This is a genomic window from Acidicapsa dinghuensis (genome assembly GCF_025685685.1).
GTDB classification, from domain to species: Bacteria; Acidobacteriota; Terriglobia; order Terriglobales; family Acidobacteriaceae; genus Acidicapsa; species Acidicapsa dinghuensis.
Window position 1 is genome coordinate 644,715 of sequence record NZ_JAGSYH010000001.1, and the last position, 23,134, is coordinate 667,848.

Consider the following 23,134-nt stretch of genomic DNA (forward strand, 5'->3'; position numbering starts at 1 on the left):
TTCCCCCAGGGGAGTTGATGGTTACTGCAGGAGCTTGGTGACTTCCTGCTGGATGCTGTTGGCCTGCGCCAGGGCCGAGATGCCGGTCTGGCTGAGGATCTCGTACTTGGAGAGAGCCGTGGTGGCAGAAGCGTAGTCCGTTGCCTGGACTGCGTTCTGGGCCGAGGTGATGTTTTCCTGCTGCGTGTCGACAACCTGCGATACGGCGTTGAGGGTATTGACCTGCGCACCGAGATAGCCGCGCTGTGCTGCGACGTTGCTGATGGCTGAGTTGAGCTGCAGCAGGGCCGCCTGCGCGTTACCTTCGCTGGTCAGGTCGGACGTTGCGAGATCGGTGGTCTGCTCGTTGGCACCCTTCTGGTAGCTGATGGTTTCGGTAGCCTTGGTGGATGTGAAGGCAGCGGGAGCCGCTGTCTGTACTGTGGTGGCGTCTTCGAGAGAAGTGGTGCCCTCGGCGATGGAGACATTGGAGTTGGTGTTGGAGATGAGGATGCCGGTGTCTGCTGCGGCTACACCTGCATCGCCAACCGCAGAGGCAGTTGTCAGGCTGGCGCTGACACCCGCGATGCCATCTTTGTTGATTTCGGAAATCAGTCCGCCGACAGTGGTTGCCGTCGTTGTGACTGTGCTGGTCGTACCATCGGCGTTGGTGACGGTGAAGACCAGACTCGCGCCAGCGGTCAGATTGTCACTTGACTGCGCTGCCGTGGTCAGAGAACCGCTGGTATCGAGTGAAAGGTCGAAGAACTGGCCGGCAGAGCTCTGGACGACAGTGCCTCCCGAGTCTCCGACGGTGGACGACGACAGAGGCGCGAAGTACAGATTGTCGATGGAAGAGCCGGAGGTTGAGGAATCGCCGGTGTAGATGTTGGTGCCGGCTGCGGCTCCGGTGAAGACCTGCTGCGAGTTGTAGGTTGTGGTCTGGCCGATGGAGGTGATCTCGGAGAGGATCGACTGATACTCCTGGTTCGCGGCTGCATCCTGAGTGGAGTTGAGGGTGCCGTTGGAGACCTCGGTGGCGAGCGTCACGGCACGGTTGAGCAGGTTCGTCACTTGCGAGAGAGCGCCATCGGCGACTTGCAGCAGGCCTACGCCTTCGGTGGCGTTGGTGGAGGACTGCGTCAGAGCGGTTGCGTTGGCCTGGAGGCCGTTGATGAGCGAAAGGCCCGCGGCGTCATCGGAACCGGAGTTGATCTTGGAGCCTGAAGAGAGTTGCGTGAGCACGTTCTGCAGACTGTCATTGGTGTTGTTAAGGCTGTTCTCCGCATACAGCGCGGCAATGTTATTCAGTACACCCAAAGACATGGGCTTACTCCTGGACGATGCGTGGATTTGCAGGGAAGGTCCTGCACAGACTCTCAATGCTTGAGAGAGCCAGGCTGGAGATCCACCGCCGCATCTGGTGCGTGTATCGGCGATGGGTTGCGGGACTTTAACGCGGCTGGTTTGCGTGTTGATTGACGCGTACGCACGAGCATCGGAAGTGCGACTATTCCTTTGCCTGACTGCTGCCGATAAGGAGGAACATTGGAGGCGGCTCACGCATGATTGAAGTCACCCGGCTGAATGGAACTCCGATGTTGTTGAACAGCGACCTCATCAAAATGGCGGAGGCATCGCCGGACACGATGCTGACGCTGATTCATGGAGAAAAACTGATCGTTCGCGAAAGCTGCGCGGAGATTGTCGAGAAGGTGATGGCGTATCGCGCCGAGTTGCTGGCGAAGCTGGCAGCGCGGACTGGAAAGATGCCGGACCTGAATCGCGTGGTGGCGATGACGAGCCTCAATCCTGATGCGGGAAGAGATAGCTCCGGAAAAGCTGTTGCAACACATAAGGCGTAACGGTCTGTTGTGGCGGGTAGAAAGGGTTGCGACAGTGTATCGATTGCACTGTGCAGTCAGGCGGGAGTGACATGGACAAGGCGAGTTTCTTTGGATTACTGGTTGCTTTGGTTGGCATTATTACGGGCTTGCTGCTGGAAGGCGGCAATCTTGGACAGGTGTTTCAACCGACTGCGGCATTGATTGTTTTTGGTGGAACGCTGGGCGCGGTGATGCTGCAGTTTCCGCTGCACACGGTGCTGAGTGCTTTCCGGCGATTGGCGCAAGTCTTCTTCAGGCCCGAGGATGAGAACCGCAAATTGATCGATAAGATGCTAGTCTTTGCGAACAAGGCGCGACGTTCGGGTGTGGTTTCGCTGGATGCAGATCTCAAAAGTATCGATGAGCCTTTTCTTAAGCAGGCGTTGACGTTGGCAGTGGATGGGACGGAGCCTGTGGAGCTACGCAAGATCATGACGCTTAGTCTCGATTCGCGCATGGAGGGTGAAGAGCGTGTGCCCGCGGTGTTCGAATCTGCCGGTGGGTTTTCACCGACGATCGGCATCCTGGGCGCGGTGCTTGGATTGATTCAGGTGATGCAGCACCTGGACAAGATTGAAGAGGTGGGCAAAGGCATCGCTGTTGCGTTCGTCGCCACTATCTATGGAGTGGGTGCGGCGAATCTGTTTTTTTTGCCAGCGGCGGGAAAGCTGCGGCTGCGCATGCGGGAGGAGCACCAGCGATGCGAGATGATGCTGGAGGGCGTGATCTCGATTCTTGAGGGGATCAATCCGCGGATGCTTGAGGTGAAGCTCAGTGGCTTTCTGGATGAGCGTGACAAGGAGCCCAAGGAGCTGGCCGCATGAGAGGCCGCGAGCGGCGCAGGGGGCATGTCAGCCATGAACGATGGCTGGTGTCGTATGCCGATTTCATCACGCTGATGTTTGCGTTTTTTGTGGTGCTCTATGCTTCGTCAAAAGCCGATTTACGCAAGCAGCAGATGATCTCGCAGTCGATCGATTCGGCGTTCCGTCAGCTCGGCATCTTCCCGAATGCAACGCGGAAACCTGTAGATCCAACACAGACGGCATCTGCCGCCAAAGATGCTGCGCCGATGCCGATGAATGTCGTGATGGGTGAGGATGTGATGTCGCCTGCTGAGGTTAAACGTGATCTGGAGCGGATGCAGAGTGCGATGGAGCATATGCTCTCGGATCAGATTGCGAAGCACACTGTGGCGATACAGATGGGCAAGGATGGTCTGGTGATCAGCCTGCGCGAGGCTGGATTCTTCAGCTCAGGGTCGGCTGTTCCACATGCGCAGACGCTGCCGGTGCTGCGGCAGATTGCGCAAGTGCTTGGGCCGACGGGATACAACGTACGCGTGGAAGGGCACACGGACAATGTGCCGATTCATAATGCGGAGTTCGATTCAAACTGGGAGCTCTCTGCTGCGCGCGCAACGCATATCGGACGCACTTTGCTGGAGACGCGTGCAATTGCCCCGGAGCGAATTTCAGTTGCAGGCTATGCGGAGTATCATCCGGTGGCGAGCAATGACACCGAAAATGGACGCGCGGAGAATCGCCGTGTGGATCTGGTGATTGCTCCGAAGACACGCGTAAATCTTGCGATGCCGGATGGGGATGCGGCGAAGGCGAACTGGCGCAGGATTACAGATTGATGATGCGCAATGCTGGCCAACAGGCGCGGCCTGATACGATCACGAAGAGATGAGCGCGCGTTCAGCAGAGGATTGGACACACGAAGGGTTAGATTTGCTCGCAGCTGATGATCCGCAAGGCGCGGCGAAGGCTTTTCGTGAGGCGATTGCTGTGGATTCGAATCACGCAGATGCCTATCATGGGCTGATTCGCGCGCTGGGCGATAGCGGCGACTATGATGCTTCGGTTGCTGCAGCTCTGGCGCTGACGGTGCTTACGCCGCAGGATCCGCTGGCGCATACGAGCCTTTCCATTGCTTTGCAGAAGGCCGGGAAGATTCCTGAAGCAGAAGCGGCCGCGGGCAAGGCACGCATACTGGAGTGGAAGCAGCAATTGGCTGCAGAGCCGGATCCTGATTTGCAATAGTGAGGGCCAGGTTCCATTCAGGCCAGGCATGCAGGCTTGTGTTCGAAAGAGATCGCTTCTCTACACTGTTCAACGAGTGTTGATGCCGCCGCTGAGAGAAAGTGCGTATACTGCGGCGGCAGGAGGATGCTCTCATGCCCAAACCTCAACATGGTTCTTCGAAGAAAACAGCCGCCACCAACCCTGAAGGAACTGCCCCTCCAACACAGGGTAATGCCGCGTCGTCCAGTAACGGAGAGCCGGTGTTTGCGCAGCCAACTCCATCGCCTGATCCTACAAGCTTCAAGAATCCGGTGACTGACGCGCAGGACAAAGATACGCCGGGAGTACAGCCTGTTCCGCAGCCCACGGGCGGAGCGGCTGAGCCTATATTGACACTGGCGCAGGTGTATGGAAGCACCGGCGCAACGATTACACAGCAGATTCAAAGCGCAGGACAGATTGTCTTTCACAGCGTGGGCGACACGGGCAGCGATGTTGGTCCGGCAACGCAATCGCTGGTCGCGGACAAGATGGTGACGGACTTCGATGAAGAAAGCGCGGCGGATGTGCCGTCGTTCTTCTATCACCTGGGCGATGTTGTCTACTACTTTGGCGAGAGCGAGTATTACTACGACCAGTTCTTTGAGCCGTATCGCAATTATGCCGCGCCGATACTGGGGATTCCGGGGAATCATGATGGGATTGTGTATCCGGGTGATGCGGAGGCGACGCTGAAGGGGTATCTGACGAATTTCTGCTCCGCGGCTCCTGCGCCATCTCCTGATGCGGGTGGACTGCTGCGGACAACGATGATTCAGCCAGGTGTGTACTACACCTTTGACGCGCCGTTTGTGCGGATATTGGGGCTCTACAGCAATGTGCTGGAAGATCCGGGCGTGATCTCGGATCAGAGCGGAACATATTCAACGCTCGATCAGAGGCAGATTACGTTTCTGACGACGGCGCTGTCGCGGATCAAGAGCGAGAACTATGCGGGCGCTGTAGTGATTGCCGTGCACCATCCGCCGTATACGGGCGGATCGACGCATGGAGGCAGCCCGTTGATGCTGCAGGATATCGACTCCGCATGCACTACGGCTGGTGTGTGGCCGCATGCGGTACTGTCGGGGCATTCGCACAATTATCAGCGATTTACGCGGTCGATCAACGGATATCAGATTCCATATGTGGTGGCTGGATGTGGCGGGCATTCGCCGCTGAGCACAATGCGAACGACGCTGCGCACGCCATATCCAATTGACAGCACGCTGACTCTGGAAAGCTATGACGACACGGATTATGGCTATCTGCGTATTGTGGTGACGGCAACGACGATGACGATTGAGTTTCATCCGGAGTCGGATGGCGGAACGACGAAGACGCCGGATGATACCGTCACGATCAATCTTGCGGCGAGGACGATCAGTTAGAGAATCTCCGCTCAAGTCCCGAGTTTCAATGCACCCTTCCTCGGGGACTAAAGTCCCTTTGATTTTGCGTTCTTAACGGCACGAGTAAACTCGTGCCCTTTCAAAACTCGACTCACTCCCAGGCTCCCCTGAAAGTGATGGCGCCGGTGAGTGCGGCACTTGCCGCAAACTTTATACTGTAAGTATGTCATCGGAAGGGTTGGTAGCAATCTTTGAGCAGGAGTACAGGGCTCTGCGGCCGCGTGCTCCGATGCCGCCCTTCCATATCCGTTTCCGGCGATTTGTTTCGCTGAACACGACGATCCGATTGCGCGAGGGGCATCTGCACGTGAGCCTTTCGGATTTGCTGGAAGGCGCGCCGGAGAGCGTGTTGCGCGCGATCGCGCATATTCTCATCGCCAAGATTTACAAGAAGCCGATCGATCGTGCGCACAATCATCGGTACAAGCGATTTCAATATAGCGAAGCAGTCGCGCGGCAGACGGAGCAAATTCGTCATGCGCGTGGAGCGAAGCGATACACGGGGCCCGAGGGACGCTACTACCATCTAGAAGAAGTCTTCGATTCGCTCAACGAGCGGTTCTTTCATGGGTTGCTGGGCAGGCCGCAGCTTACATGGAGCGAGCACAGTGCGAAGCGGTTGCTGGGGCACTACGATGCGGCGCACAACACGATTGTGGTGAGCAAGGTCTTTGACCGGCCGTCGAGTCCGCGCTATGCGATCGAGTATCTGCTGTATCACGAGATGCTGCACTTGAAGCATCCGGTGAAGGTGCGTGGGACGCGGCGATGCGTGCATTCGGCGGCTTTCAAGTCGGACGAGGCGATGTTTCCTCAACTGGATGCGGCACTGGCGTTTTTGCGACGCTTATAGCGCTGCTGTCTTCTCGCTTCTCTGTTTCTCTTTTTCTGCAAATTCAATATATGAACTGATCGGTGCACTATTTGGTCCTCAGATGTGAGGCCGAAGTGTAAGAATGGTGTCGATTCCAGTGATTGATTGGGTGAATGGATGCAGACCAGGCGAGATATTTGCAAGTGGATGGCGGGCGCGGCGTCGCTTGCTTTGAGTGCAACGAATGGGCTTGCTATTACAGAAGAATCACAAGGGCCGGTAGTACGGCGCGGCAAGCCGCTGCTTGAGCTGCAGCAGAACTTTATCGATCTGCGCTTTGGGATGTTTATCCACTTCAACATGGCGACGTTTCAGGATCGCGAGTGGGGCGATCCGACTTCGCCGGCTACGCTGTTTCATCCAACGGCGCTCGATACGGATCAATGGGCTGAGGCGGCGAAATCTGCCAACATGACGTGGGGATGCCTGACGACGCGGCATCATGATGGATTCTGCCTGTGGCCTACTAAGACACGCAGTGCGAGCGTGGCGCAATCGGGACAAAACCTCGACGTGGTGCGGCGGTATGTCGATTCATTTCGCAAAGCGGGGCTGCGCACGGCGCTGTATTACTCGATTCTGTCGCTGCGGGATGATATTCGCCACTTCAACATGACGCCGGACAAGATCAAGTTAGTGAAGGATCAGTTGACGGAGCTCTTCAGCAACTACGGCGAGATTGACGCGCTGATTATCGACGGATGGAATGCACCGTGGAGCCGGATTACGTATGAGGAGATGCCGTTTCCGGAGATATACGAACACATCAAGTCGATACAGCCGAATTGCCTGGTGTCGGATTTGAATGCCAGTCAGTTCCCTGCTGGCGGCTTGTACTACACGGATCTAAAAGCTTTTGAACAGAATGCCGGGCAGAAGGTGCCGCAGGGCAGCGATCTGCCGGCGTTCTCGTGCGTGACGATTACGCCGGGATGGTTCTGGAAGCAATCGGATATCAACGGGCCGCTGAAGCCGACCGAGACCGTGGTGAATGAGTGGCTGGTTCCGTTGAACAGGCGGCACTGCAACATGATCCTGAATGCTCCGCCGGACCGCACGGGACAGATGGCTCCGAACGTTGTGGCGCGGCTGAAGGAGATTGGGCAGGCCTGGAAGCACTCCGGGCCGATGGAAAAGGTTGCGGAGCATGTGGTGATTACGCGACCGAATCTGGCGACGGCGAAGCCGATTCATGCGAGCTCGTATCCCGATACGGTGGGACCGGATCTGGTGAACGATGGCAATTATCGGTCGAGCTGGAATGTGGGTGAGGGCAATCGCAGCGGATGGCTTGAGGTAGACCTGCGGCAGCGTATCAGTTTCAACGTGCTATCGCTTGTGGAGCCTGTGGGCGCGTGGAATGACTACCAGGAGAGCCGCATCGCCAACTACAAGTTCGAAGCGTGGAACGGTTCGGGATGGTCCACGATTGTGGAGAGCCGAGATCCTGGGCCGGTGCGGATTCATCGCATTGCGCGGAACGGCGCTTCAAAGGTGAGGCTATCGATTGAGGGCAATCGCGACGATTTTCATGTTGCCGATATCGGTATTTATGACGAGCCGGCGTAGTTCGAGCGCGGATTAGCCGAATTGGAACAAACGAGCAATATTGCACGAAAGCAACGTATAAGCGCATTTACAGCTTCCAGATATGTGTCCATCGCCCGTGGAATGGACGGGAGCTGCGCTTTTACGCACCTCTTAGCTGTCCCAGCTTTACAGCTTCTTTTTTGATTGAGAAGCAGGAAATTGGCGGGCGAGACAAAGAGGTGATATATGCAAGCTCGCCGATGGATCGGTTATCTTTTGCTGGCTTTTGCTCTGACCGCTCTACCAAATGTTGCTACTGCACAGATTTCGATTGGTATCTCGGTCGGAGTAGCTCCCCCAATGCTGCCGGTCTATGAGCAGCCGTTATGCCCAGCGCCTAACTACATCTGGACACCCGGTTATTGGGCTTGGGGAGATTATGGCTATTACTGGGTTCCTGGCACATGGATTGAACCCCCGGCGGTAGGGCTGCTGTGGACGCCCGGCTATTGGGGATGGGGGGATGGAGGATACGCCTTCCACGAAGGGTACTGGGGATCGACAGTAGGCTTCTATGGCGGCGTGGACTATGGGTTTGGCTATAACGGCGCCGGCTTCTATGGGGGCCGCTGGGTTGGCAACAACTTCAGCTACAACACAGCAGTTGTCAATGTGAACCGAACCATCATTCGCAACACGTATATCGACCGCACAGTCATCGTGAACCGCACGGTCAACCGCGTGAGCTATAACGGCGGAACTGGTGGCTTGAGGGCTCGCGCCACGGCTGCACAGATGCAGGCTCAGCAAGGCCGGCGCTTTGGTCCAGTCGCCAGCCAGACACGGCAGGCGACGCTGGCCCGCGATACCAAAGTGAACTACTACTCTGCAAACCACGGCGCCCCTCCGCGAGCAGCTATGGCACGGCCTGCGGCGACGGCGGCGGACTTTAGTCACGCACAAGCAGCACGTGGTGCGAATCTTGCGGCAGCACAGCGAGCAGCAGCCACGGTAAAGCCAGTCGCTAGAAACGGAGAAGCGGCTGGACGTACGCCAGAGCGCACGACCTCAGGAGCACGGCCCGGTGAAACAAGGGGCACGGAAGCTGCCCGGCCAGCAACGGGAGCTACGCGACCTAGCGCGCGTGAAACTACACCTAGCCGCGCGGCTCGGCCTGAGGCAACGAGACCTGAGACGACACGGCCTGAGACAACAACCCGGCCGGCTACGCGACCAGAAGCGACAAGACCGGGAACTGCAAGGCCTGAAACTACAAGACCCGAAACTACAAGGCCAACAGAGACGCGGCCTGAAACTCGAACCACCCCCGCGCGGCCTGTAGAACCGAGGACGCAACCTCGAACCGAAACACGACCTGAAACCAGACCGGAAACTACGAGACCCGAAACGACGAGGCCGACAGAGCCACGGCCTGAAACACGGACTACCCCTGCGCGACCGGTAGAGCCGAGAACAGAAGCCCGCCCTGAAACGCGGCCGGAGACACGGACTGAACCGCGTACGGAAACCCGACCCGCTACACCACCGCGCGCAACCACACAGCCGCATACTTCTGAGCCGCGGCCGGAGAGCAGGCCGGTTCCGGAGCAGCGGCGTGAACCGGCGCCAACTCCGACACCACATGCAGCGCCGGAACCTCGACCGACACCGCAACATGAGCCTGCTCCGCGACCGCAGACTCACGCGGAGCCGGCTCCGCACCCTGCGCCACAGCATGCGGCGCCTGCACCGCGGCCTGCGCCACGACCCGCACCAAAAAGCGAGCCGCGTCCGGAAGACAAACCCAAGTAACAAACGACTAAGCAGACAGGCTGAAGCCAAAAGAGCCCGGAAGCATTTCGCCTTCCGGGCTTTTTTGACTTTTGACTACACCGATTCAGACAGCTTTCGTTTCTTTTATTGGCCTCGTGATGGACAATGGTTCCGATACTACTTTTGAGCTGACCTGACGGTGCCATCTGACTCGATGAAAGATCAAGACGAACAAGACCTGGCTGAGGCCTTGCGCTCTCACAGAACCGAAAGCGAACGTACTTTGCTGGAACTGGTGGATGAGTCGCCAGTGCTGCTTGTCTTTCTTCGACATTTCGGCTGCGCGTTTTGCGCCATGGCGTTGGATCAGGTTTCGCAGATTCAGGAGCAACTGGCGGCGAAGAGCATCCGGCCGGTGTTTGTGCATCTGGGAACACCGGAGCGTGCGCGGCCCTATTTCAAGTACTACAAGCTGGACTCGGTTGAACGGATCAGCAATCCGGATGCTTCGCTGTATCAGCACTCGGCATTTGCGCTGAGGAAGACGAACCCGTATCTGCAGCCCTTTAATCTGGCGGTGCTGCGTGGGTGGTTCAAGGGTGCGCTCTTCAAGTACGGCATCAATCCGATCTTCAAAGAGGATGCGTATCAGATGCCTGGAGTGTTCTTTTTAAAGGACAGGAAGATCGTGCGCGCGTTTCGCCATAAGGATGTTTCCGACGAGCCAAATTACCTGAAGCTGGCGGGAATACGCTGACCCGAACGGTGGTCTGCGCTGGACGCGCTCGAGTGGTCATGGAGAGCTTCTAGCCGCTAGGAGCAATCTGAAGGCATGAAGGCCCGAAGTTTTCTGCTTTCCATCGTGTTTGCCTCATGCGTTGTTGCTTATCCTCAGCAGTCGGCGGACGATATGCCTGGTATGGATATGCGCGGCCTGAGTGCAAAGGATATGGGGCCAAGCATGGCGGCGATGGCCGGGCATATGACGATGACTCACGCCGGTCCAATACAACCAGGCGACGAGGAACGCGCTAAAGAGGTAGTGGAGAAGGTGCGTGCCGCGATCGAGCGTTACCAGGACTACCGGAAAGCGTTGGCCGATGGTTATGTGATCGCGAATCCCAAGGTCAAGCAGCCGCAGTATCACTTCAACAATCAGGCCAATGCAACGCTGGCGGATCGAGTTTTCGATCCGACGCGACCGACTTCGCTACTCTACTTCGACACGCCGAAACAGCAGTACAAGCTGGAAGGGGTGATGTTCACTGCAGCTCCGAATGCAACGGCGGAAGAGCTGAATAGCCGTATCCCGCTGAGTATCGCGCGATGGCATGAACATACAAATTTCTGCGCTGCACCTGCGGATCGCGTGAAGGAGTATTTCGGCGAGCACCCCAAGTTTGGAATGTTCGGGTCGATCCGGACAGAAGATGCGTGCAAGGCGGCGGGTGGGACATTTCTGCCGCGCGTCTTCACGTGGATGGTGCATGTCTTCCCGTATGAAGACAATCTGAAAGATCAGTTCTCAGTGAACGATGATGTGGCGCACTTCGGCAAACAACCGGAGCCGTAGCCGTTCCAGAACGTTCCCTTTGCGCAATGGATTTGCTTGTTTCCGGCTCACTTTAGGTGCAGGCAGGGGTAGGGCTACTTACGGGAATCGGTACCTGCTCGACGATTTCGAGGCCGAAGCCTTCGAGGGCCGGAATATGCATGGGCGTGTTGGAAAGCAGACGAATGCGGCGGATGCCGAGGTCGAAGAGGATCTGACCTCCTAGACCAACGGAACGCACAATGCGCTGCTGATGGTCGTCGGTTTCCGCGCCCTTCTCCATCTTGCGCAGGTCGCTGTGCGTCAGCAGGCGCGTCTCCTCCGAAGATTTGCTTAGCTCGAAGCCTCGGCTGGTGTTGTGCAGGTAGAGGATGGATCCGCAGCCTGCCTCTGTGATCATGCGCATGGATTGATCGAGAATCTCGCGGCAGTTGCAGTCCGCTCCGAAGACATCGCCTGCTGTGCAGCGAGTGTGCACGCGTACGAGTACGGGTGTGGCCTCAGAGTCCTGACAGTGATTGCAGTCCCACTCATCGCCGTGACCGTGCAGCGAACCGTGAACGAGGGCGACGTGGCTTTCGCCGCCATTGACTTCGCTCTCGTAGGCGATCATGCGGAAGTTGCCGTAGCGGGTGCGGATGAGAGTTTCGGCAGCGCGGGTGATGTAGCGCTCATGGCGCAGCCGGTAGCGGATAAGCTCGGCGACAGTGAGCATTTTGAGGTTGTGCTCGGCGCAGAATTTGACGAGATCGGGCACGCGAGCCATGGTGCCATCGTCGTTCATGATTTCGCAGATGACGCCGGCGGGAGTGAGACCAGCCAGGCGAGCGAGATCGACGGATGCTTCGGTCTGGCCGGCGCGGACGAGGACGCCCCCCTTGCGGGCGCGGAGGGGGAAGATGTGGCCGGGACGTGCGAGGTCCGATGCCGTTGCGCCGGACGCGATAGCAGTGCGAATGGTATGGGCACGGTCATGCGCGCTGATGCCGGTGGTGACGCCTTCACGGGCCTCGATGGTCTCGGTAAAGGCCGTGCCGAAGCGTGAGGAGTTGTGCTGGGTCATCGGCGGCAGGTTGAGATGATCGGCACGCTCCTCGGTAAGGGTTAGACAGACAAGTCCGCGGCCAAAGCGGGCCATGAAATTGATGGCTTCGGGAGTGACAAACTCGGCAGCCAGCGTGAGATCGCCCTCGTTCTCGCGGTCTTCGTCGTCGACCACGATGATCATGCGGCCAGCGCGGAACTCTTCGAGAGCCTGCGGGACATCGACAAACGGCGAAACCGGTTCCGGATCCGTCTGGAGAGTTTGCGTAACTGCCAAATCAGCCATGGTTTACCTGAGTATCCAGTGCAGCGGTTGAAATGAGTCGCCGTAAACATTGTCGCGCACCTCAGGTTTGAGGGCAAAATTCGCATAAGGATTGCGGATTTGTGACAACGGATTGTCAACCAATTCACGCCGATTTAGTCTTTATTTTATATCCGACATATTTAGTCGTATTTGATTCCAAGGAGAGCCCTCTCAGCATGTCCCGATCGCACCGAATACTGAGACTCATGCGCACAATCCATTTGTATTTTGGCGTCTTCATTTCGCCAGCGCTTCTTTTCTTTGCGTTTACAGGCGCTCTACAGACCTTCAGCCTTCATGAAACCGGACGCGACAGCAACTACCAGCCGCCGAAGTGGATCATGACACTGGCTCAGCTGCATAAGAAGCAGACAGTCGAGGTTCCACAGCGACGGCCACGTCCTGCCAGTCCAGATACCGCTGCTGAAGCGCATAGACGGTCAACGGCCGATGGAGTGCCTGGTCCGTCCGAGCCCAAGCGGGCGGAGAAGACGCCGGAGGCGGCTGGACCAAAACCGAACGGGCACCTGCCGATGAAGATATTCTTTCTGATTGTTTCGATTGGACTGTTTACTTCGACACTGACAGGGATTTATATGGCGTATCGATTCAGCCGGGGAGTCTGGACAATCTCAGGATTGCTCGCGGCTGGAGTGGTGCTGCCGCTTCTCCTGCTGCCATTCTGATGCTGCAAAAAGCAAATGCGCCGTGCCGGTTGGCATGGCGCATTTCTCTACAACTGGGCTGTTTGACGGAAACTTCTTACTGCAGCGAGGGGAGTCCGAGGGTTAAAGGGTGGACTCGATTTCGAAACCCCAGGCCTCGAGCAGTGCTTCCGGAATGTACTTGGAATTCCGGTTGCGGCGCGCCCATTCGCGAAGCCGGGTGGAGCGGATGTACTGATCCGGGGTCAGTTTAAACTCCTTGACGATCTGCTCAAAGGAGGTGACAGTAGGCACAACCGGGCCGATAGGCTCTGGTTTGCCCCAGTTCGGATTACCACGACGCTTTGCCATCGATGTTTTCCCTCTATGGATGAATGACTTTCAAAACTGGCTCCCGCGCGGGGGGTTTGCTGTCTGCCTGGGCATCCTTTTAAAACGTTTAACGGATTGTGGCGTTGGAGCCCTGCGGGCAAGCTTACTAGGAAGCCATGAATTCTTTTATTTTAGGGATTTTTTATTCAAAAATCAATAGCGAAATAAGGTAAAAGTGAATCATCCGTAAGCGCCAAACCGTGCAAAATTCTGCCTCCAAATAATTGATAAATATAGCTATAGACAATGCATACGAAATTGTCCGCTTCCTTGAAGTGAGTAGAAAATCATTTCCTGCAGTGCTGTTTCTATTTCGTTAAACAGATACGATACGGGTCTATATTCTTCAGTAATTACTCCAGCCTTTTGCTGACCACTTTTCCTGCGGCCCGCGCAGGTGAAAATACTGGGCCGTCGCGCTACTTTTCTTTGTATCCCTGCCATAAGTACTCGAGAGCTTCGGGCAGAGTTTGTTCCTTTGTGGCGTGGTCGACGTGGCCTGCATCTTTCGCAAATACAAACTGGTAGTGATAGCCCCTGGCGGCCAGTGCGTGGGCGAGGTTTTCATTGGCGAGAACCCAGTCGTGCATACCGTCACGCATGGCGTTGGGATTGTAGAGATCGTGGTCGCCGACCTCCATCCAGATGCGGATTGGCTTACGAGGTGTACCGGCGATGAGGTGCTCGGGAAACTCCCATGCCCCGTGTGGGGTTGCCGGGTTGGAGGGCCATTGCTGGTTGATCCACGTGCCGGAGTAGGCGAGGACGCGGTGGTACCACTCGGGATGGTACCAGGCCATGATCAACGCACAGGCTCCGCCGGAGCTGCCGCCCATGGCAGCGCGGCCATCGGGATTGTGGGTGAGCTTGACGTGCGCCTCTGACTCGACGCGAGGCAGAACCTCGTGCTCAACGAACTCGGCGTAGCGGCCGGACATGGTGTCGTATTCGAGGCCGCGCTCACTGCCTTGGGCGTCGCCTCCGCCATTCTGGATGGAAATGGCGATCATGGCAGGCACTTTATGCTCGGCGATAACGCCGTCGAGGGCCGTGAAGAGCACGCGGTCCGGGCCATCCGCGCCAACGATGAAGGGCGCTTCCGTGCCGGGGACGTATTGCTTCGGCACGTAAACCGTAACTTTGCGCGTGTATGGAGCAGGGTGGCTGGTAGTGACGATGAGTTTTGCCGGATCTTTGGGGTCGGGAGTGCCGAATATGCCGGGATCGCGCACGATGCCGGGGTAGTATTTGCTGTCCTCAGAGCGCATCATGAACTCGACGATGGTTCCCTTCGGCGTGTCTGCGGGGGGCGTCATTTCCGGAGCAGCAGGGTGCGACGGGCCGATGATGAAGTTACCGTTTTCGGTGGGTGACGGGATCGCGCCGTCGGGCAGTTCCCTTGCCTGCACATAGCCGGGAGTGTGGGGGTCGCGTGTGGGGGGTGTTGGACGGGCGGGCGGCGGAGCAGCTGAGTTTGTCTGCGCAGCAGCGTTTAATACTCCGCTAACTGCGATCAAGAGATAGACGAATACCGAAAAACGCATGCGGCCATGCTAACCCGTACGACCGCTCTTGTGGAGCAGAAATCGATTTACTCGGTCAGTTGGCCGTTTCTGATTGCCTTAGAAATCGCTTCGATATCGGGGGCTGGAGAGCGATCTTCATTCAAATGAGGTACGAGTGCGCGGATGCGGGTGTGAGCTTCTGCTACGGCAGGTCCGGGGCGCAGCGGCAGGCGGAAGTCGAGACCCTGAGCGGCGCAGAGTATCTCAATAGCAAGGATCTTTTCTAGGTTATCGACGATCTGGCGCAGTTTAAGCGCCCCGGTCATGCCCATAGAGACGTGATCTTCTTTGCCGCCTGATGTCGGGACTGAGTCGGTGCTGGAGGGGTGGGCTAGCACCTTGCATTCGTTGAGCAGCGCAGCGGCTGTGACGTGGGCAATCATGTATCCCGACGAGAGGCCGGCGTTGGCGGTCAGGAAGGCTGGGAGGCCCTCGTTGATGTCGGGATTGATCAGCCGGTCGATGCGGCGTTCCGAGATAGAGGCAAGATCAGTTAAAGCAATCGATGCGTAATCGAAGGCGTAGCTGAGCGGAGCGCCGTGGAAGTTGCCGCCGGAGACGACTTTAGGCAGAGTCGCGCCGGAATTGGCAAAGATGAGCGGGTTGTCGGTGGCCGAACCGGATTCAACTTCAAGAATGTGAGCGACGTGATCAAGCACGCCACGGACGGCGCCATGAACCTGAGGCATGCAGCGAAGGCAATAGGCATCCTGCACACGGGAATCAACCGCCGCGGAGCGATGGGATTCGCGGATGGAGCTGTTTTCGAGCAGCCGTTCGAGATTGGCGGCAGAGGCAATCTGGCCTGGGTGCGGACGGGCAGCATGGATGCGGGAATCGAAGGCCGCTGGAGTGCCCTTGAGAGCCTCGAGAGACATGGCTCCGGCGAGATCGGCGATGGCGGCGAGGCACTGAGCGTAACGGGTTGTCAGAGCACCTACGGCGGTCATGGCCTGCGTTCCATTCAGCAATGCAAGGCCCTCTTTGGCGGCCAGCTGGACCGGAGAGAGCCCGGCAAGAGAAAGTGCCTGAGCGCCAGAGATGCGTTGACCGCGATAGATTGCTTCGCCTTCGCCGATCAGGACAAGCGCCAGGTGTGAGAGCGGGGCGAGATCACCGCTGGCGCCTACGGAGCCTCTGGCGGGAATGACCGGATGGACTCCGGCATTGAGCATGGCGAGGAGCAGATCGAGAATTTCAGGACGGACTCCGCTGCAGCCTTTGGCCAGAACGTTGGCGCGGAGAAGCAGCATCGCCCGGGATTCGGCTTCCGAAAGCGGCTCACCGACACCTGCAGCGTGGCTGCGAACGAGATTGGTCTGGAGGTCGGCGAGATGCTCGGCAGGAATGCGAACATCAGCCAGCTTGCCAAAGCCGGTATTGACTCCATAGACCGTTTCACCCGAGGCAAGGATCGATTCGATAACAGTCCGGCTTGCCTTTACGCGCTCACGCGCGGCCGGCATAAGTGTTACCTTGCTGAATCCATTTGCGATAGTTTCAATTTCGCTCAATTTCAGAGGGCTGCCATCGATAGCAAGCGCTGAGCCTGAGGTGGGGGTCAATTCCCTTTTCTCCATAGGCTGGATGGTAGGCAAATCAGGGCAGACGGTACAGAGAGTAAGCACTTTATGCAGTCGAATCTGCCAATAGATTCACTACAATTATCTTCTATGGCCATGGATTTCACTTCAGAAGGGCAAAGCTACCTTATGGATAGCTTTGGGCGCAGTTTGTTGAAGGAGTTGCAGGATAATGCCAGAATTTCGGTTGCTGAACTAGCCAGGCGCATAGGGCTGAGCGCCACGGCGACGGCAGAGCGAATGAAGCAGATGGAAGAGGCCGGCATCATCCACGGCTATTCTGTGGAAATCGACCGAGAGGCGCTGGGGCTCGACATTCTGGCCTACATTCGCATGAGCTGCGACGGGCCACATTACTACAAGCTGATGGAGTTCATACAAACATTGGAGGAGGTACGGGAATGCCATCACCTGACCGGAGGCGACGCGTTTCTACTGAAGGTGACGACTGGAACCCTCGCTGATCTGGAAGCGCTGATCGAAGCGCTGCTCCCATTTGGGAATCCTGTTACAAGTCTTGTGCTTTCTTCACCGATTGAGCGACGAAAATACGCCACAACAGGTAAATTGATTACTACCGCAAGGAAGCGTATCGTCAAGCACCGCTAGTTGTGGGCTGACGTTGCCTGGCAAGACCACACTTCAATCCGCTCCGGTGGCAGATTGAAGCGAGCAATCCGGCAAAGTTCACCGATTTACGCCAAAGTGTCCGCCTATGGCTAGTCTTTCGCGCGGGATTGTGTCAATATCCAGCATCCGTGCTCGCTGGCCGGCTGTTCGGCATAGTGTGTCACGAGGGAGATGAAAGGGAAATGAAGTCTAGGGCGTGGCCGCCGTCACGGCTCCAGCATGCATTGATTGTGACGGCTGCTTTCCTGATTTTAGACGGATGGTGTAGCCGCCTGAGCTGGGTGTATTCCGCGGAGACCGGCTATCTCTTTCAAATCGCTGCGCCAATCACCGCGCTCGCCGCAGTGATCTGGCACGCTCGCACGATCACCAGCCGGGCGCGCGGGCTATGGATTCTTCTGGCTACAGCCCTGGTGCTTTATTCCATGGCCGTTCCGATGCTGGCGTGGGATGAAAAGGTGGAACGTCTTGCTTTTGGTGCCCCGTCTTTGGCCAATTTTGCACTTTTCTTCTACGGCGTTCCCATTCTGTTCGCCCTTTCCACGCCCGTGGAAGGCGAGAAGCTACCGCTGTTTTCCTGGCTGGATGCTGGACAGGCATTCTTTGCCGGATACCTGACCTACGTTGTGATTTTTGCAAGTTCGCCGTTTTTTGATACCGGAATTCAACCGATATCGAAACATCTGCTCGACTTTACCTATAACGTAGAAAATCTTGCTCTCGTTGCTGGATGCGCCGTACGCCTGCTGGCCTCTCCTAAAGGTGAAGAGCATGGATTCTTCCGCACGCTGTTGCTTTATCTTGCCGCGTACAGCGCCAGCATTGCGTTCTACAACCATTCCATGCTCGCGGCGATGGGCAGGTCGCCGTGGAGATTTCTGGTCGATGCTTCTTTCCTGCTGCTCGCCTTGTTGATCTTTGCGCTGCCGGAGCCGCAACCGGCAGTTCTTCGCAAAGATGCAACAAGAAGCAGGCTGGCGATTTTCTTCGATCACGGCAGCCCTATTTTCTTCACGATCGCACTGACGGCGCTTGGATTTGTGACGTTGGAACATCACTTTTATACCGGCGTCCTCGCTATCGGAGCCGGGCTTGCAGCGTATGGGATACGTACGACCGTCCTGCAGATGCGTTACATGCATATCCAGCAGGAACTACGAACGGCGCATGACCGGCTCGAAGAACTATCTTTACAGGACAGCCTGACTGGAATTGCCAACCGGCGCCGATTTGATCAGACGCTGGATTCGGAATGGCATCGTGCGATGCGAGTGCATTCGCCTCTTTCGCTGCTGCTGATCGATCTCGACTTTTTTAAGAACATGAATGACACGTACGGACACCGGCATGGTGACCGGTGCCTGACTCGGGTGGCTGCCGCGCTTCAGTCGGTAGCTTCGCGGAGTGGAGATTTAATCGCACGCTATGGCGGCGAAGAATTTGCAGCGATTTTGCCTGTAACCCACATGGATGCCGCACGGGCTATTGCCCTGCGCATGAAGGCGGCAATCGAAGGATTGAAGATTACAAACCCCTCGGAGATCGGGAATTATCTGAGCATCAGCATTGGCATATGCAGTTGCGAGGCGCCAGTATGCGGATCGCCTGAAGCGCTCATCGAATCGGCGGATCGAGCCTTGTATCGCGCCAAGCAGTATGGCAGGAACCGGGTCGAGTTCGAAGCCATGCTCGATATACCGCACGTGGAGCGCGAAGAAGACGAGACACAAGGCGCGCTATTTTCCATGCAAAAGACGCAGTTAGGCGAAAACAGCTAATCGCACAGCAGGCCTTCTTCAAATAATCTTCCGGGCGGCGCAGCGCGAAACTGAGATTTTCAAAGGTCTTCTTTCGACCGCAGGCAATATCCAAGGAAGATCCATTGAGTTTCGGCGCTTGCCGGGGAAAATAAAAATCGTGCTAGTATTAACTAACTGTTTAATTAATGACGAACTCAAAAACCATTTCGACGAACAGCAGCCGTGCAGAGCAAACCAGGGCGGCGATTCTGAAAGCAGCCATTCGCGAGTTCGGGGCACACGGACTTTCGGGCGCGCGAATCGATGCGATCGCACAGGCGGCCAGCGCCAACAAGGCGCTGCTTTACTACTACTTCAAGAATAAAGAGGGGTTGTATAGCGCCGCAATCGAGTCTGTTTCCGCAGAGGTGGTGCATAATGCGCTGGCAGCTCTCGACCCGAAGTACAGCCCTGGGGAACGTCTATTGCGGTGCGCGCTCAATCACTTCGATCGCATCCTGACCAAGCATGAGTTTCAAAGCCTGTTGCAGCAGGAGATGGTGCGTGTTCAACGCAATGAGCACCATGGAGAAACGGCTTTTTTCCAGTCCACATTCCGGCCACTGATGGAGAGGCTCCTTTCCGCTGTTGAGGAAGGTGTCCGTGCGGGAGAACTGTGCAAGGCAGAGCCCATGCAGGTGGTTTATGCCATCTTTGGCACAAACGTTTTCTACTTTCTCAGTGCGCCGATGGTTGCTACAGCGCTTGGGATCGAACCGTTTCATCCGCAAGCGCTGGAGGCAAGGCGGCGCGGCGCCGTTCAATTGTGGGGTAATGCCCTGTTCGTCGATCGCGCGCATGGAGCAAAACTTGTCCAGAAAGTGCTTCGGCAGATGCCTATGCCTGAAGTCAAAGATTTTCAATTGCGGAGGAAGTTTGCATGAGTGCAAGGAACCGTGTCTTCATGATCCTCGGCATTCTTTTCGTTATTGCGCTTGCCTGGTATCTTTTCTCGACCAATCACAGCGAAGACCTACAGCTCATCGGCACGGTGGACGCCAATGAAGTTATCGTCAGCTCGCGCATTCCTGGACGGATTCAGACGCTGACAGTGGATGAAGGCGATCAGGTACAGGCTGGACAGTTGATTGCCACGATCCAGAGCGACGACCTGGCTGCAGCGCGGGCTGCGGCTGCCGCGGCTGCCGAAAGCCAACACTTCAAAGTGCAGGGCGCGCGCGACACCGAGCGGCAAACCACGGGCAGCACGTCAAGCCAGGTGCTCAATGCGGAGGCACAGGTGCGAACGGCGCAGGCATCGCTGTTGCAGGCTCAGGCGCAATACGAGCATCAGCAGGCCGATACAACGCGCACCGTCGCGCTGGCGAAGCAAGGCATCATGAGCCAGCAATCGAGCGATGAGCAGACGACAGCGCTGGCTGCCGACAAGGCCGCCATAGATGCCGCGAAGGAGACTGTTGCCGCAGCGCGGGCCTCATTGAAGCAGGCACAGGCGAACACGATCGAAGCACAAGCGGCTGCGAAGACCGTGGCATCGACGCGCGGCGATTATCAGAATGCGCAGGCGCTGCTGAATCAGGCTCAAGTGAATCTTGATTACGCGCGAGTGCTTTCCCCTATCGCGGGAAAAGTGAATGTGCGCGCTGCACGGCAGGGCGAGGTTGTCGCAGCGGGCACTCCGATTGTGACGGTGACGGATCTTACGCAGACGTGGGTGTATGCACCTCTGCCGGAAACCGAAGCTGACGCGGTGCAGCTTGGCGACAAGTTGCGGGTAGTGATGCCGAGCGGTGCGACGCTGTGGGGCAAAGTGATTGCGAAATCGGCAGAAGGAGACTTTGCGACACAGCGCGATGTGAGCCGGCGCAAGCGGGATATCGAAACGATTCGGCTGAAGCTGCTGATTGATAATCCCGGCGAGAAATATGTGCCGGGAATGCTGGCCGAAGTCTACATACCGAAAGACAAGCTGGTGAAGCAATGACTGCGGCATTGAAGGACCAGGCCGAGACCGCTGCATTTCCGCCAGGCACCATCATTGGCGTGGACAACATCGTGAAGCGGTATGGCGATTTTGAGGCTGTCAAAGGCGTCTCGTTCAACGTGGGAGATGGCGAGATATTTGGCCTGCTGGGGCCGAATGGCGCGGGCAAGAGCACGCTGATCCGCATGCTGACGACGCTGATTCCGGTGACTGCGGGGCGAGCGGTTGTGGCCGGTCACGATGTGTCGAAAGAATCGGATGCAGTGCGGCGCGCGATTGGCGTAATTCCGCAGGCGATGACGAGCGATATCGATCTGACAGTGGAGGAGAACCTCACGATTTATGCCAAGCTGTACGAGGTTCCCAAGGCTCACCGCGAAAAGAATATCGCGGAACTGCTTGAAGCAGTGGATCTGACGAAGTGGCGCAAGGCACAGACGAAGACTCTCTCCGGGGGCATGCGGCGCAGGCTTGAGATTGCGCGAGGCTTGGTGCACGGACCGCAGATTTTTTTCCTTGATGAGCCCACGACTGGCCTTGATCCAGTGTCGCGCGTGGCGGTCTGGGAGATGTTGAACCGACTGAAGGAGAGACGCAAGCTCACCATTCTGATCACCACGCACTACATGGATGAGGCTGACCGGCTATGCGATCGCATCGCCATTGTGGATCATGGCAAACTGGTTGCGCTCGATACTCCGCTCGCCCTCAAAGCAACTGTGCCGGGCAGCAGCGTGGTGGAGGTGCAGTTTGAGCGCGAGGATGCAGAGTGGCAATCAAAGCTGGAGCAACTGCCGGGAGTGACTTCCGTTGAATCACACGCTAATGGGCTTTACCGCGTGCTTTCGGCCAATGGTTCGCAGACAACGACGCAACTGGTGGAACTGGCGGCGCGTGAAGGTCAAGTCATCAAGGGATTGAGTGTTCAGAATACGACGCTCGATGATGTCTTCGTTTACTACACAGGCCGTCAGCTACGTGACGAACAGGTGAAGGCGCACGGATTCGTGATGCCGCAACGTCCGGGGATGCAGCCATGACAAGAATGTTTGCGATTGTCGAACGCGAAATGCGGAAGTTCTTCCGCTCGCCTGCTCTCATGATGGTTTCTATGATGCTGCCGTTGGTGCAGCTTGTTGTGCTGGGCAATGCTTTTGGCGGCAAGATACGCAACGCGAAGATCGGCGTAGTGGATTACGATCACGGATCGCAGGCGCTGAAGATTCACGAAGCGTTTCAGTCGATCGCAGTCAACATCCGTACATTTACGACGGTGGATTACGACAATGAGCAGCAGGCTCGTGAAGACGTGCGCACAGGCAAGATCGACGGCGCCGTCATTATTCCATCGCAGTATTCGCGGCGAGTGCTTGCCGATGATTCGCCGGCTATCGGTCTGGTAGTGGACAACACAGACCAGACGATGAGCGGAGCGCTTGAGCAGGAGATGCAATCGCTGGTGGATGCACTCAATGCACCGCAGATTCAGCCGCTCGTGGTGCAGTCGATTGCGCTGAAGATCGTGGAGTTGTATCCATACGTCGAGTACATGAAGTACCTGTTGTCTGGCTCCGTTGCGCTGGCCATGTATGTGGCCGTCATGATCGGCGGGGGCATGTTGTACATCGATGACAAGGCGCGCGGCATTCACGAGGGATTTCTAGTCACGCCGATTACGCGGCTTGAACTGGTGCTTGGGCTCAATCTTGCGGGCACCATCAAAGCCGTGCTGTCGGGCATCACCCTGGCGCTAATCGGGAGCCTGGCGGCTGGGCTCGGCGTCATTTTCCATCCCATGATCGCGCTGCAGTTGTTTGCACTGATTGTTGCGACCTCAGTTGCATTCAACGGAATGATGTTCCTGATGATGGTGCGGGTGGAAGATCCGCTGGTGCCGCGCGCCATGTTCGGCGTGCTGAATACGCTACTATTCTTCCCGAGCGGCGCGATCTCGCCGATCAGCGGATTTCCCAAGTGGCTCAAGGCCATTGCGATCTGCGATCCCTTCACCTATGCGGTCCATGGGCTTAAGGCGATCTTCCTGAAAGATGGTGGCTGGGTTGCGATACGTTTCGATCTGGCTTTTCTGTTTGGCTTCGGAATCGTAACGCTGCTGGTTGCAACGCCTCTGTTCAAGCGAACACTCTAG

Annotated in this window: 22 protein-coding genes; 17 read left to right on the forward strand and 5 right to left on the reverse strand. The window is 57.0% G+C overall.

The genetic code is table 11. The features are described from left to right. Positions 1-21 precede the first annotated feature (21 nt). The gene (locus OHL22_RS02505; protein ID WP_263332840.1) at positions 22-1,305 is read right to left on the reverse strand and encodes a flagellin N-terminal helical domain-containing protein; all 1,284 of its coding nucleotides are present in this window, start codon (positions 1,303-1,305) and stop codon (positions 22-24) included. Between the two features lie 239 nt (positions 1,306-1,544). On the opposite strand from OHL22_RS02505, the gene OHL22_RS02510 reads away from it, so the two are divergent. From OHL22_RS02510 to OHL22_RS02555, 10 genes are all read left to right on the forward strand, one after another. Next, positions 1,545-1,844, forward strand: a complete 300-nt coding sequence (locus OHL22_RS02510) for a flagellar FlbD family protein (protein ID WP_263332842.1) — start codon at positions 1,545-1,547, stop codon at positions 1,842-1,844. A gap of 71 nt (positions 1,845-1,915) precedes the next feature. Then, the gene (locus OHL22_RS02515; protein WP_263332844.1) at positions 1,916-2,689 is read left to right on the forward strand and encodes a flagellar motor protein; all 774 of its coding nucleotides are present in this window, start codon (positions 1,916-1,918) and stop codon (positions 2,687-2,689) included. After that, positions 2,686-3,507 (forward strand): flagellar motor protein MotB, encoded by an 822-nt coding sequence (locus tag OHL22_RS02520; protein ID WP_263332846.1) that lies wholly within the window; start codon positions 2,686-2,688, stop codon positions 3,505-3,507. The genes OHL22_RS02515 and OHL22_RS02520 overlap by 4 nt, the downstream gene beginning before the upstream one ends. 49 nt (positions 3,508-3,556) lie before the next feature. After that, entirely contained in the window at positions 3,557-3,913 is a 357-nt protein-coding gene (locus tag OHL22_RS02525) for a tetratricopeptide repeat protein (protein WP_263332847.1), read from the forward strand. A gap of 134 nt (positions 3,914-4,047) precedes the next feature. Next, positions 4,048-5,325, forward strand: coding sequence for a metallophosphoesterase family protein (locus OHL22_RS02530; protein WP_263332849.1), 1,278 nt, complete (start codon positions 4,048-4,050; stop codon positions 5,323-5,325). Positions 5,326-5,524: 199 nt separating this feature from the next. After that, positions 5,525-6,199 (forward strand): M48 family peptidase, encoded by a 675-nt coding sequence (locus OHL22_RS02535; RefSeq protein ID WP_317890880.1) that lies wholly within the window; start codon positions 5,525-5,527, stop codon positions 6,197-6,199. Positions 6,200-6,337: 138 nt separating this feature from the next. Then, positions 6,338-7,789, forward strand: a complete 1,452-nt coding sequence (locus tag OHL22_RS02540) for an alpha-L-fucosidase (RefSeq protein WP_263332853.1) — start codon at positions 6,338-6,340, stop codon at positions 7,787-7,789. Between the two features lie 207 nt (positions 7,790-7,996). Further along, positions 7,997-9,562: a YXWGXW repeat-containing protein gene (locus OHL22_RS02545; protein WP_263332855.1), complete on the forward strand. Its 1,566-nt coding sequence runs from the start codon at positions 7,997-7,999 to the stop codon at positions 9,560-9,562. Between the two features lie 175 nt (positions 9,563-9,737). Continuing rightward, the gene (locus tag OHL22_RS02550) at positions 9,738-10,280 is read left to right on the forward strand and encodes an AhpC/TSA family protein (protein ID WP_263332858.1); all 543 of its coding nucleotides are present in this window, start codon (positions 9,738-9,740) and stop codon (positions 10,278-10,280) included. 75 nt (positions 10,281-10,355) lie between these two features. Continuing rightward, positions 10,356-11,096 (forward strand): hypothetical protein, encoded by a 741-nt coding sequence (locus tag OHL22_RS02555; RefSeq protein ID WP_263332861.1) that lies wholly within the window; start codon positions 10,356-10,358, stop codon positions 11,094-11,096. Between the two features lie 52 nt (positions 11,097-11,148). On the opposite strand, the gene ribB is transcribed toward OHL22_RS02555, so the two are convergent. Next, positions 11,149-12,405, reverse strand: coding sequence for a 3,4-dihydroxy-2-butanone-4-phosphate synthase (gene ribB / locus OHL22_RS02560; RefSeq protein WP_263332863.1), 1,257 nt, complete (start codon positions 12,403-12,405; stop codon positions 11,149-11,151). 227 nt (positions 12,406-12,632) lie between these two features. Between ribB and OHL22_RS02565 the strand changes: the two genes are divergently transcribed. Then, positions 12,633-13,112: a PepSY domain-containing protein gene (locus OHL22_RS02565; RefSeq protein WP_263332865.1), complete on the forward strand. Its 480-nt coding sequence runs from the start codon at positions 12,633-12,635 to the stop codon at positions 13,110-13,112. Between the two features lie 102 nt (positions 13,113-13,214). Here OHL22_RS02565 and OHL22_RS02570 read toward each other — a convergent pair whose 3' ends face one another. The 3 genes from OHL22_RS02570 to hutH form a co-directional block, all read right to left on the reverse strand. Further along, positions 13,215-13,442 carry a hypothetical protein gene (locus OHL22_RS02570; RefSeq protein WP_263332867.1) on the reverse strand — a complete coding sequence of 76 codons (228 nt, stop codon included), beginning with the start codon at positions 13,440-13,442 and terminating at the stop codon, positions 13,215-13,217. Between the two features lie 440 nt (positions 13,443-13,882). Then, positions 13,883-15,007 carry an alpha/beta hydrolase gene (locus OHL22_RS02575; protein ID WP_263332869.1) on the reverse strand — a complete coding sequence of 375 codons (1,125 nt, stop codon included), beginning with the start codon at positions 15,005-15,007 and terminating at the stop codon, positions 13,883-13,885. 47 nt (positions 15,008-15,054) lie between these two features. Next, on the reverse strand, positions 15,055-16,593 hold the full coding sequence (gene hutH / locus OHL22_RS02580; RefSeq protein WP_263332871.1) for a histidine ammonia-lyase: 1,539 nt from the start codon (positions 16,591-16,593) through the stop codon (positions 15,055-15,057). 66 nt (positions 16,594-16,659) lie between these two features. Here hutH and OHL22_RS02585 point away from each other — a divergent pair, with 66 nt between their 5' ends. The 6 genes from OHL22_RS02585 (at position 16,660) to OHL22_RS02610 (ending at position 23,134) form a co-directional block, all read left to right on the forward strand. Beyond that, on the forward strand, positions 16,660-17,220 hold the full coding sequence (locus OHL22_RS02585; RefSeq protein WP_263332872.1) for an Lrp/AsnC family transcriptional regulator: 561 nt from the start codon (positions 16,660-16,662) through the stop codon (positions 17,218-17,220). Between the two features lie 203 nt (positions 17,221-17,423). Then, positions 17,424-19,019 carry a GGDEF domain-containing protein gene (locus OHL22_RS02590; protein WP_263332874.1) on the forward strand — a complete coding sequence of 532 codons (1,596 nt, stop codon included), beginning with the start codon at positions 17,424-17,426 and terminating at the stop codon, positions 19,017-19,019. Between the two features lie 167 nt (positions 19,020-19,186). Then, positions 19,187-19,924, forward strand: a complete 738-nt coding sequence (locus OHL22_RS02595) for a TetR/AcrR family transcriptional regulator (protein ID WP_263332876.1) — start codon at positions 19,187-19,189, stop codon at positions 19,922-19,924. After that, a complete protein-coding gene (locus tag OHL22_RS02600; protein WP_263332878.1) occupies positions 19,921-20,985 on the forward strand; it encodes an HlyD family secretion protein in 1,065 nt (354 codons plus the stop codon). Before OHL22_RS02595 ends, OHL22_RS02600 begins: the two co-directional genes overlap by 4 nt. Beyond that, positions 20,982-22,025 (forward strand): ABC transporter ATP-binding protein, encoded by a 1,044-nt coding sequence (locus OHL22_RS02605; RefSeq protein WP_263332880.1) that lies wholly within the window; start codon positions 20,982-20,984, stop codon positions 22,023-22,025. Before OHL22_RS02600 ends, OHL22_RS02605 begins: the two co-directional genes overlap by 4 nt. Beyond that, positions 22,022-23,134: an ABC transporter permease gene (locus OHL22_RS02610; RefSeq protein ID WP_263332882.1), complete on the forward strand. Its 1,113-nt coding sequence runs from the start codon at positions 22,022-22,024 to the stop codon at positions 23,132-23,134. The genes OHL22_RS02605 and OHL22_RS02610 overlap by 4 nt, the downstream gene beginning before the upstream one ends.